The 9,642-nt window shown below is 48.1% G+C and carries 11 protein-coding genes and 1 tRNA gene; 3 read left to right on the top strand and 9 right to left on the bottom strand.

Annotation, left to right across the window (positions count from 1 at the left end; all coding sequences use genetic code 11):
• Positions 1-110 precede the first annotated feature (110 nt).
• Positions 111-347: a hypothetical protein gene (locus tag Q0546_RS01340; protein ID WP_298789847.1), complete on the top strand. Its 237-nt coding sequence runs from the start codon at positions 111-113 to the stop codon at positions 345-347.
• Here Q0546_RS01340 and Q0546_RS01335 read toward each other — a convergent pair.
• Positions 344-601, bottom strand: a complete 258-nt coding sequence (locus Q0546_RS01335) for a hypothetical protein (protein ID WP_298789845.1) — start codon at positions 599-601, stop codon at positions 344-346. The two genes, Q0546_RS01340 and Q0546_RS01335, sit on opposite strands and share 4 nt — an antisense overlap.
• Before the next feature lie 54 nt (positions 602-655).
• Positions 656-1,465, bottom strand: coding sequence for a polyphosphate kinase 2 (gene ppk2 / locus Q0546_RS01330; RefSeq protein ID WP_002951386.1), 810 nt, complete (start codon positions 1,463-1,465; stop codon positions 656-658).
• Between the two features lie 138 nt (positions 1,466-1,603).
• Here ppk2 and dsbD point away from each other — a divergent pair, with 138 nt between their 5' ends.
• Positions 1,604-3,478, top strand: a complete 1,875-nt coding sequence (gene dsbD / locus Q0546_RS01325; protein WP_298789842.1) for a protein-disulfide reductase DsbD — start codon at positions 1,604-1,606, stop codon at positions 3,476-3,478.
• 91 nt (positions 3,479-3,569) lie between these two features.
• Positions 3,570-3,643 (top strand) — tRNA-Gln (locus tag Q0546_RS01320).
• Positions 3,644-3,697: 54 nt separating this feature from the next.
• Here Q0546_RS01320 and Q0546_RS01315 read toward each other — a convergent pair.
• The 7 genes from Q0546_RS01315 to Q0546_RS01285 all read right to left on the bottom strand — a co-directional run bounded on the left by Q0546_RS01315 (position 3,698) and on the right by Q0546_RS01285 (position 9,641).
• Positions 3,698-4,063 carry a nitrous oxide-stimulated promoter family protein gene (locus Q0546_RS01315; RefSeq protein ID WP_298789840.1) on the bottom strand — a complete coding sequence of 122 codons (366 nt, stop codon included), beginning with the start codon at positions 4,061-4,063 and terminating at the stop codon, positions 3,698-3,700.
• 46 nt (positions 4,064-4,109) lie between these two features.
• Positions 4,110-4,829: a 3-deoxy-manno-octulosonate cytidylyltransferase gene (kdsB, locus tag Q0546_RS01310; protein ID WP_298789838.1), complete on the bottom strand. Its 720-nt coding sequence runs from the start codon at positions 4,827-4,829 to the stop codon at positions 4,110-4,112.
• On the bottom strand, positions 4,826-6,286 hold the full coding sequence (thrC, locus tag Q0546_RS01305; protein WP_298789836.1) for a threonine synthase: 1,461 nt from the start codon (positions 6,284-6,286) through the stop codon (positions 4,826-4,828). Before thrC ends, kdsB begins: the two co-directional genes overlap by 4 nt.
• The gene (cutA, locus tag Q0546_RS01300) at positions 6,283-6,585 is read right to left on the bottom strand and encodes a divalent cation tolerance protein CutA (protein ID WP_298789834.1); all 303 of its coding nucleotides are present in this window, start codon (positions 6,583-6,585) and stop codon (positions 6,283-6,285) included. Before cutA ends, thrC begins: the two co-directional genes overlap by 4 nt.
• A gap of 27 nt (positions 6,586-6,612) precedes the next feature.
• The gene (locus Q0546_RS01295) at positions 6,613-7,527 is read right to left on the bottom strand and encodes a tetraacyldisaccharide 4'-kinase (RefSeq protein ID WP_298789832.1); all 915 of its coding nucleotides are present in this window, start codon (positions 7,525-7,527) and stop codon (positions 6,613-6,615) included.
• Positions 7,520-8,656 carry a DegT/DnrJ/EryC1/StrS aminotransferase family protein gene (locus tag Q0546_RS01290; RefSeq protein WP_298789830.1) on the bottom strand — a complete coding sequence of 379 codons (1,137 nt, stop codon included), beginning with the start codon at positions 8,654-8,656 and terminating at the stop codon, positions 7,520-7,522. Before Q0546_RS01290 ends, Q0546_RS01295 begins: the two co-directional genes overlap by 8 nt.
• A 253-nt stretch (positions 8,657-8,909) precedes the next feature.
• A complete protein-coding gene (locus tag Q0546_RS01285; protein WP_298789828.1) occupies positions 8,910-9,641 on the bottom strand; it encodes an NAD+ synthase in 732 nt (243 codons plus the stop codon).
• Position 9,642: the final 1 nt, after the last annotated feature.

The raw sequence follows: 9,642 nt of genomic DNA, 5'->3' as shown, positions 1-9,642 counted from the left end.
CTTCAGAAATTCTTGAACGGATTATATATTTATTTTTCATCGAACTCATCGTAACTTAATGCTCCTTTGTGTGAGATTAAGTTAAAGAGAGCCTTTTTACATTATTTACTTTGTCGGCGATTTCTTGGACGATTTTAAATTTTAGGTTGGCACGCGTCACGCAAAATCCGCTGTTTAAAATTTATGCCTACATGTTTATACTCTCGGTTTTATCCGGCTACATCACGGTTTTTGCAAAAGCACAAATCGGCAGCGCGCTCCACTGGGCTAATATCTTGATAACAGCGACGTCTCAGGGTTTACTAGTTGGTGCGTGGTACGACGTGGATGACGTGGATGATGTTTAAATTTGGCTATAAAATGCGCGGATAACGGCTCTGCATAGTTTAAATTTGACCTGCCGAGCGCCGGTGGAATTTGGCAAATTCGAGTTAATTTTAGCTCCGCTCGGCTTTGTTAAATTTGTCATAGCGCCGCTTGCAAATTTATTTCCGCAAAGCAGGCAAGCGCCGATTTTGCCGCCGTTCATATCAAAAAGGTGCAGGTTTTGCCACCTGCGTATAAATTTAACAGCCGAGTCAAATTTGACAAATTTGGGCAAATTCTCGCGAGGCCGTTTCCCCGCATCGCACGTCAAATTTGACCCAAACTCGCCCTACCCGTTCATCTTAGATAGCTTCTCGTTTTTGAGATTTGCCTCCATCTGGCGGATCTCCTCCTCGCCGCTCCTTACGATACCTTCGTCGCACTCGAAGTTTTTGGCGTCTATTTTTTTCGGGTATTCGACGTTTGCCAGGATGTACCTAAAAAGGTTTATGCGAGCCTGTTTTTTGCTATCTGAAACGATGATCGTCCACGGACAAAACGGCGTGTTTGAGGCTAGCAGCATCGAGTATTTGGCGATGGTGTACTGATCCCAGAGCTCCTGGCTTTTTTCATCCACGGGAGAAATTTTAAACTGCTTGAGCGGGTCAGTGAGGCGCTCTTTGAATCGCTTTTTTTGCTCCTCTTTTGAAACCGAGAGGTAAAATTTAAAGAAAATGATGCCCGAGTTTTTGATCATCTCCTCAAATTTAGGCACCTCGCGCAAAAACTCCTTGTGCTCCTCCTGCGTGCAAAAGCCCATCACTGGCTCTACGCCTGCGCGGTTGTACCACGAGCGGTCAAAGATCACGATCTCGCCAGCACTTGGCAGATGCGCAACGTAACGCTGGAAATACCACTGCGAGCGCTCGACGTCGCTTGGCTTTTCAAGCGCCACGATACGGCATCCGCGCGGATTTAGGTGCTCGGTTAGGCGCTTTATCGAGCCGCCCTTACCCGCCGCGTCGCGCCCCTCGATGATGATGAGTACGCGCAGACCCTGCTCTTTTACGTGATTTTGAAATTTTAAAAGCTCGATTTGTAGCTTTCGAAGCTCGTGCTCGTAGTCGAATTTTACGCTATCCGTCCCGTTTTTACTCACTCTAAACCTCCTTTGGGTATTTTTAAAATGTTACTATCAAATAATTAAAATTTAGCTAAAATACGCCTCTTAATTTAACATTTAACGCTGACTTTATGGGAGCTTGTGTAAAATACGACAAAAATTTCAAGGAATATTATGATTTTTAGGATGATTTTTGCGGCGATTCTGACCTGCTGCGCTATGTTTGCCGAACCGCTTTCGGTCAAAGAAGCCTTCGGCCTCACCGCGCACGCCGACGAGCAAAACATCGAGTTTAGATTCGCCCCCGCGCCAAATATCCACGTCTACAAAGACAGCCTCGCAGCAAGCCTAGGCGACAAAAATCTAAACTCGCATCTAAACTTTCCAAAAGGCGAAATTTACGACGAACGCGAGGTTTATACGGGCAAATTTAGCCTTTTTGTACCGATAAATTTGTTAAAAGGGCTTAGCGGCGGCGAAAATTTCACCCTAAAGCTCGAATACCAAGGCTGTGCCAAAGACGGCATCTGCTACCAACCCCAAGTACTCAAATTTGGCGTCAAAAAGAGCCTTGGCGGCTACTCGGTCGCGCAGATCATAGAGGCAGCCGAGCCTGATGGGTTCCCCGACTCGCAGGCACCGCTTTCTGAGCAAGACTCCATCGCCGCAAGCCTTAGCAGCGCAAATTTCTTCCTCTCGCTCGCCACGTTTTTGGGCTACGGGTTGCTACTCTCGCTCACGCCTTGCATCTTTCCGATGATACCGATCCTTTCATCTATCATCGTCTCAAAGCAAGCTAGGGGCGAGAAAAACGGCGAGGTAAATTTAAGTGCGTCAGACGCAAACTCGCACAAATTTGACAGCGACAACCAGCACGCTAAAAATGGCAACAGTAAAAACCCTCGCGCCACGAGCGGCTTTTTCCTCTCTCTTATCTACGTTTTTGCGATGGCGTGCGCCTACGCGGTCGCAGGCGTAGCGGCTAGCGTTTTTGGCTCGGGCGTGCAAAGCGCGCTGCAAACACCGGCCGTACTGATCGGCTTTAGCCTCGTTTTCGTCGCGCTCGCGCTTTCGATGTTCGGACTTTACGAGCTTCAGATGCCACTTGCTATGCAAAACACACTTAGCAAAAAAGCCCAAAACAAGGGCGGCATAATCGGCGTTTTTGCGATGGGATTTTTATCTGCGCTCATTGCTAGCCCATGCGTCGCAGCGCCTCTTGCGGGCGCACTGCTTTATATCGCGCAGAGCGGAAACGCGGTATTTGGCGGGCTTGCGCTCTTTACGATGGGGCTTGGCATGGGCGTGCCGCTACTGCTGATCGGGGCGAGCTCGGGTAAAATTTTGCCGCGACCGGGCGCGTGGATGGATAAAATCAAGACGCTTTTTGGCTTTATCATGCTGATAATGGCGGTTTGGCTGAGCGCGCGCGTGCTGGGTGCTAGAGTAGAGCTGCTACTTTACGGCGTCATCGGCGTGTTTGCTAGCGTATTTTTCGGAGCTTTTGATACGACAAGTAGCGAGCAAAGCGGTGGGAAAAAGCTACTAAAAGGTGCGGCGCTGCTAGCCTTTATCTACTCCGTCTTACTGATCGTAGGTTCGTTTTCGGGCGCTAAATCGGCGCTAAATCCGCTCGAAGGCTTTAAAAATGCAGGCGGCGCGAGCGTAAATTTGAGTAAAAATGAGCCAAATTTTATCACAGTGCCAAATTTAACAGAGCTAGAAAATGCAATAAGAAGCTCGTCTAAACCCGTGCTTATCGATTTTTACGCGACTTGGTGCGCTAGCTGCAACGAGCTTGATGAGATCACGTTTAAAGACGAAGCCGTGCTAAAAAAGCTGGAAAATTTCACTCTTTTGCGCGTGGATGTAACAAAAAATAGCAATGACGATGCGCAGATAATGAAAAAATTCGGACTCATCGGACCGCCGGCGATACTCTTTTTCAGCGCAGGTAGCGATGCGCAAGACGAGCTAAAAAACACGCGCCTCATCGGATTTTATCCGCCCGAAAAATTTTTAGCCCATCTTGAAAAATTCGGGCTGTGAAATTTGCGTGGCGATTTTTACGGTTTTATTCTTGAAATTTGAGATAATTAAAGCTGATTTAAATTTCGCTCGCTATAATTTCGCCTATCGTTACCCTGTAGTTTAGTGGTAGAACTGCTGACTCTGGATCAGCTAACAGAGGTTCGAATCCTTTCAGGGTAACCACTTGATCTCATCTTAAAATTCACAAAAAGTCCAAAAAGACGAAAATCACCACCCCTACTCCACCGTCTTTGAAAATGTAAAAATCTTTTTAAGTTTTACGAGTCCGAGTTTCACGCCGCTATATCTCATTATCTTTGCCATCTGCGTCCATCTAGGCTTTTCGTAGCACGGATGCGGGCATTTGCGGCAGCTCGGTTTGATATCGTGCGAACAGGCCAAAAGCCGCTCATGAGCGTAGAAAAACAGCTGCTCACACTCCGTACAAAGCTGCGTCTGAACGCTACGGTTTAGACTTTCGCCCTTATAAATTAGCTCCAAATTTATCTCACGCTTTGGCTCTAGTGCGTGTTTATCAGTGCAGTAAGTCTGTAAAAATTTCGCCAGAGTCGTGACCTGTTCGGTAAATTTCTCATTCGTCATGCATTTTTCCTTTGGGCAAATTTACCAAATTTCGGGTCTCACAGCGTTAATCTAACTCAACTCCGAATTTCGCCCGTGCCCTTTGCAGATCCTCCTCGCAGTCGATACCGATACTGTCGCTTTGCACCTCTAGCATAAGGATTTTCTCGCCGTTTGATAGAGCGCGCAGTTGCTCTAGTTTTTCGGTATTTTCGAGCGTCGAAGGCGCAAAGGAGCAAAATCTTTTCAAATTTGCCGCGCCGTAGCCGTAGATGCCTAGATGCGCCTTGTACACGTCAAACGGTGCACGGTCAAACGGGATGCGCGAGCGCGAAAAATATAGCGCATAGCCCGCGTCGTCGGTCACTACTTTGACCAGGTTTTTATCGTCCGCTAGCTCGCTGCCCACAAATTTAAAGCACGAAAACATAAATGCTCGCGCCGCGTTTTTCTCGCAAAATTCTCTAAATTTGACGATATTTTCAGGCTCAATAAAGGGCTCGTCAGCCTGCACGTTTATGATGATTTGGCTATCTTTGACACCGAGTATTTCAGCAGCTTCATTGATGCGGTCGGTTCCACTTTGATGCGCCCGGCTCGTCATCACGGCCTTAAAGCCGAATTTTTGCGCGATCTGCATCACGCCCTCGTCGTCTGCGGCGATCACGACCTCGTCAGCCGCGCTCACCCTGCGCGCCGTAGCGACGAACATTGGCACGCCGTTTATCTCGCGTAAAATTTTATTAGGCATTCGCGTCGAAGCGAGCCTTGCCGGGATGATGATCATCGCTCGATCCAAGCTAAAATTTTAGCTTCTATGTCGCTTTTTGCGGAGATTTCGTTATGCACGGCGGCTTTTGTAAAGAGCGACCTTATCGCGCCGGGCACTTCGTCGTTAAACTCCGCTGCCAAGGCTTCAAGCCCTATTTTTTCGTCTTTTAGCGTTTCATTTTTTAGCGCTTTAAACATACTCGGAGTAAATTTAACCCAGTGCGCGGTCGACGTTATCACGCACGGGCGCGTCAAATTCGCCGCCGCCTTAAAGCATGTAGCCGTGTGCGGATCGACTGCGACGCCTTTTGCCGCCCACTCTTTTATGTATTTCTCGCACTCCGCATCGCTGCAAAAATCAGCGTCAAAGTCCTCTTTTAGTGCGTCTAGCTCGCTGCTTGAAAGCTCGTAAAAGCCATCGCTCGCAAGATTATCCATCAGCTCTTTGGTTCTCACGGCGCCGAATTTATCAAAAAGTAACCGCTCGACGTTTGATGAAACCAGGATATCCATCGCAGGACTGATCGTCTTAACCAGGCTTTTGCCGCGCAGATCGTATCGCCCCTGCGTGAAAAACTCAGTAAGGATGTTATTTGCGTTTGAGACGATTTTGATTTTACCGATTTTTGCGCCCATTTTTTTAGCGTAGTATGCGCCCAGAGCGTTGCCAAAGTTGCCGCTAGGCACTACGATGTCAAATTCGTCTTTTAGCTCGCCCGTTTTTAGCAGATAGACGTGGGCGAAAACATGATAGATAATCTGAAACAAAATGCGGCCGAAATTTACCGAATTTGCCGCCGAGAGCGAGAGTCCGGCAGCGCTTAGGCGCTCTTTAAATTTCTCGCTAGCTAGCAGGCTTTTTAGCGCGCGCTGCGCATCGTCGAAGTTGCCCTCGATGCCGATTACTTTGAGGTTTGCGGCGTCGGCATTTATCATTTGTAGGCGCTGTACCTCGCTCGTGCCGTCTTTTGGATATAGGCAGACAACCTTGACGCCCGGTGCGTCCGCAAAAGTCTCTAGCGTCGCAGGCCCCGTGTCGCCGCTAGTAGCGCACATTATGAGGTATTTTTCGCCTCTTTTTGCAGCCAGCTCGCTAAGCAGCGCGCCAAACGGCTGCAGCGCCATATCCTTAAACGCGCGCGTAGGTCCGTGATAAAGCTCGTTTACGTAGAGGTTTTCGCCGATTTTTCGCACCTGCACGGGATTTTGCGGATCGTCAAATCTCTCATACCGCTTTACCGCCCTCTCAAACATCGCCGCGTCCGCGTCAAATCCGAATTTCTCTATGATTTTTAGAGCGATTTGTGCGTAGTTTAAATTTACCGCCTCAGCAAAAAATTTATCATCCAGCTGCGGCAGCTGCGTCGGTGCGTAAAGCCCGCCGTGAGCGGAGCTAGGGCTAAGTAGCGCCTGGCTAAATTCCACGCTTTTTAGGCTCTCGCCCTCACTCGCTCTAGTTTGAAATAACTTCATTTACTTTCCTTTTTTATCCATTTTTTGTATTTTTTGCTAGCTTTGTCAGCTTTAAAAGCCACAATCTCAGGCAGCTCGTAGTCGTGATGTTTCTCGATAAATTTAGCGACTTTTTTAAATTTAACCGCGGTTTTTATGAGTAAGACCCGCTCCTTTTCGCCCTTTATCTCGCCGTCCCAAAAATAAACGCTATTTGCCTTAAAAACGCTGACGCAGGCGGCAAATTTAGCTTTTACAAGCTTTTTGGCTAGAGCTTTGGCTGCGGCCTTGTCGGCGCAAGAAGTTAGTATAAATTTCATTTAATGTGTCCCAAAATTTTTAGGAGATTATAGAATTTTCTCTTTGATAATTCGTTTAAATTTATCCGCCAGCGTCGTTTTTAGCGCGATGATGGAGAGCGGCAGGCCAAACTCCTCCATCTTTACTGCGTCTTTTTGCGTAACCAGTAGCGAGGTCGCGCCGTAATGGGCTAGGATTTTTGCTAACTCGTCCCGCAAAAACGCGTAGTGATCGGGATAAATCTCGCGTCCCACGCAAAGTCTAAAGTATGGCTCCAGGCGCTGCGGATTTGCGATGGCTGTCACCAAAACCATCTTTGCAGTTTGATTTATGATTTCGCTCGCACGAGTAAAATCCTCGCCCTCTTTTACGACGTAGTCGGCTTTGGCGTAAAATTTGCTAGGGTAGCGATACGCGCCGCTAGGTAGGACGAAATCAAAATAGGGCTTTGCTGATGGGCGGATCAGGACGTTAAATTTTTTGATGTGAAATTTACCGAAGCCGTCATCGAGCAACACGTACTTTGCACCCATTTTTTTGGCCTCGTTTATGGCGATATCGCGGTTTTCGCTCACGATGACGTTTGCGTTTTTTACGCTTTTTGCGTACTCCATGGCTTCGTCGCCGCTAGCCGTGACGCCCACTAAAATTTCGCCCGAGACTGCAACTTTGACGAGCCCTTTTGAAGCTCTACCGTAGCCTCGTAACACGACGCAGCCGCCCTCAAATTCGTTTAAAATAGCAATACCCAGCGGCGTCTTTCCGCTGCCGCCTAGGGTTAAATTTCCGATGCTGATAATAGGAATGCCAAAATCCAAAGCTTTGCTAAATTTGGACTTTAAAATCACGCCAGCACAGTAAAGCAGGCTCAAGGGCAAAAGCGCGATAGCTAGGCACTTTTGCCATAAATTTGGAGCGTAAAAATACTCCTGCGCAAAGGCGTAAATTTTCCTTTTAAACACGCGTTTTGGCTACTTCTCGTACGCTCTCGCAGATATAGGCGACCTCTTCGTCGCTAAGCGCGTTGTAAACGGGTAGCGAAAGCACCTGCTGATAGGTTTTTAGCGCATTTGGGAATGAATTTACCTTAAGCCCGTATTTGCTTTTATAGTAGCTTAAAAGGTGCATTGGTTTGTAGTGAAGCGCCGTGTGGATGCCGCGCTCTAGCAGCTCCTTCGCAAACCCGTCGCGGTTTTTGTCGATCTTGATGATGTACTGGATATAGACGTGATCGCGCTTTTTGATCGGTAGCGAGACGTGCGGGCAGCCTGCAAGCTCTTTGTCGTAGATGGCTGCGATCTGTCTGCGTCGCGCGATAAATTTATCCGTCTTTTCAAACTGCGCTACCGCATACGCTGCGCAAAGACCCGTCAGATCATACTTCACGCCGATATCTACGACGTCGTAGACGTAGCCTAGGTTGCCGTCTTTATCTATGCCGCCATTCACGATCGCGTGGTTTCGCAGTAGTCTAGCGCGCTCGGCGACCGCGTCGTCGTCCGTTAGCATAAAGCCGGCCGTCGCGATCGGGTTTGTGAGCTGCGAATGCACGTTAAAGCAAGAGATAAGCGAGCGGTCATCAGAGCCGATTTTTACGCCGTTATAGGTTAGGCCGACGGACTTGCCAGCGTCATCGAGCACCTTTACGTCGTACTCCTGCGCGATAGCGTAGATCTCGTCCATATCCGACGCCTGTCCTCCGACGTGGTTTACAAAGATACCTTTTAGCTTTTTGTGATTGTGCACTTTTAGCGTGTCTCGCAGCGATTGGGGGTTCATGTTAAAGTCGTCTTCGTTGATGTCAACGAATATCGGCTCGGCGTCAAAATGCCTGATCGCCTGCGCCACGCTCGGAGTGGAGTTTACCGAGCAGATGATCTTGTCGCCGCGTTTTAGATCCATCGAACAAAGCGCCAAATGGTGAGCGGCGCTGTTGTTATTTGTCGTAACGGCGTGCTTTACGCCAAAATACTCCCTAAGCTCAGCCTCCAGCCTCTCCACGATCACCGAACCGTGGTCGTTTAGAGCCTCTTTGATGAGCGTAATCTCGGCCTCGTCGATAGTAGGTCTATAAAACGCTATCTCTTCCATTGTACCTCCTTGTTTTTTTATTTTTATCTTACCTTCTGCGTTCTTTTTTTGTTTTTAAATTTATTTTGCCGCCAAATTTACAGCAGTTTTATCTATTTTTACTTTCAGAAAAATCATCGCGACTTTGCCGTTAAATTTACCGTATCTCAAAGCCAAGCAAATTTGACACCAAACAAGCCGTCAAATTTCACCGTTTTTGACTTTCAAAACCTCAGCCAAATTTATTGCCGTAGCAGTAAATTTAGCTCAAATTTTACTCGACGTCCACGCTAGCAATCGGTGGCAACGAGAGTTTAAATTTATTCGCTCTCATCCTTGAAAATATCATCGCAACGAGCTTTGGGTCAAATTCGCTCGCAAGCTCGGCCTCGCTTTTACTCTGAGCCAAACGCAAGACCTCATCTAGCCGCTCGTAGCTATAGCCTATGTCAGCCTCGTCGCTTTGTCCTTCCCAAAGGTCGGCAGATGGGGTTTTTGCGATGATTTTTTCATCGATACCTAGTTCGCGCGCCAGCTCGTAAATTTCAGTCTTAAAGAGCTCGCCGATCGGATTTAGCGCGCACGCCATGTCGCCGTAGATCGTACCGTATCCAAGAAGGCGCTCGCTTTTGTTGCTAGTACCCACAACTAGCGCGTTTATCTTTGCCGAATAGTCGTAAAGCAGGCACATCCTGGCCCTTGCGCTTAAGTTTCCCATGCGCAAATTTGACAGCGACTCGCCGATTTGCGCGGTAAAACTATCCAAAATCGGCTGGATTTCGATGATTTTATGCGTCATTTTTAGATCTTTGCAAAGCTTTAGCGCGTCGCTTAAATTTCGCTCGTTTGAGTACTTCGTCGGCATCAAAAGTGCATGCGTTTCAAAGCCCGTGCGCGCGCAAAGAGCGGCTACTACGGCAGAGTCTAAACCGCCGCTAACGCCCAAAACAAAGCCCTTTGCGCCGCTTTTTTCGAGGTAGCTCGCTAAAAACTCGGTTAGCTTCAGG

Source organism: uncultured Campylobacter sp. (genome assembly GCF_937997465.1).
Classification (GTDB): Bacteria; Campylobacterota; Campylobacteria; order Campylobacterales; family Campylobacteraceae; genus Campylobacter_A.
Note: the sequence above shows the minus strand (reverse complement) of the source record. Positions and strands in the feature narration are given on the sequence as shown.

Coding starts and splice junctions, on each gene's coding strand:
- cutA (WP_298789834.1), bottom strand. CDS start 6,585: ATGAAATTTATACTAACTTCTTGCGCCGACAAGGCCGCAGCCAAAGCT.
- thrC (WP_298789836.1), bottom strand. CDS start 6,286: ATGAAGTTATTTCAAACTAGAGCGAGTGAGGGCGAGAGCCTAAAAAGC.
- Q0546_RS01315 (WP_298789840.1), bottom strand. CDS start 4,063: ATGACGAATGAGAAATTTACCGAACAGGTCACGACTCTGGCGAAATTT.
- dsbD (WP_298789842.1), top strand. CDS start 1,604: ATGATTTTTAGGATGATTTTTGCGGCGATTCTGACCTGCTGCGCTATG.
- Q0546_RS01290 (WP_298789830.1), bottom strand. CDS start 8,656: ATGGAAGAGATAGCGTTTTATAGACCTACTATCGACGAGGCCGAGATT.
- kdsB (WP_298789838.1), bottom strand. CDS start 4,829: ATGATCATCATCCCGGCAAGGCTCGCTTCGACGCGAATGCCTAATAAA.